This is a genomic window from Actinoallomurus acaciae (genome assembly GCF_042429965.1).
Lineage (GTDB): Bacteria > Actinomycetota > Actinomycetes > Streptosporangiales > Streptosporangiaceae > Actinoallomurus > Actinoallomurus acaciae.
Genome location: NZ_JBHLZP010001319.1, coordinates 1 through 280, shown reverse-complemented (window position 1 = coordinate 280; position 280 = coordinate 1). Strand labels below are relative to the sequence as shown.

The window sequence follows — 280 nt, the reverse complement described above, 5'->3', positions numbered from 1 at the left end:
CCAGCGCGTAACGGATGCTCACCGACGTCGTCTCCCTCCTGCGCTGCCCCGTCTGCGGCGCCGATCTGACACTCGGCGGACGTTCCCTGCGCTGCCCTGCCAGGCACGCCTTCGACGTCGCCCGGCAGGGGTACGCGGGGCTGCTGACCGGCAACGTCCGTACCGGCACCGCCGACACGGCGGCCATGGTCGCCGCCCGCGCGGAGTTCCTCGACGGCGGCCACTACGCGCCGCTCGCCGGGCTGGTCGCCGAGCGGGCGGCCGAGCACGCCCCGGCCGG

At 76.4% G+C, this 280-nt stretch carries 1 protein-coding gene; it reads left to right on the top strand.

The window, feature by feature from the left end; translation table 11 throughout:
- Positions 1 to 14 precede the first annotated feature (14 nt).
- The coding region (locus ACFFNX_RS52310) for a putative RNA methyltransferase (protein WP_378213936.1) at positions 15 to 280 on the top strand (266 nt) is incomplete at its 3' end.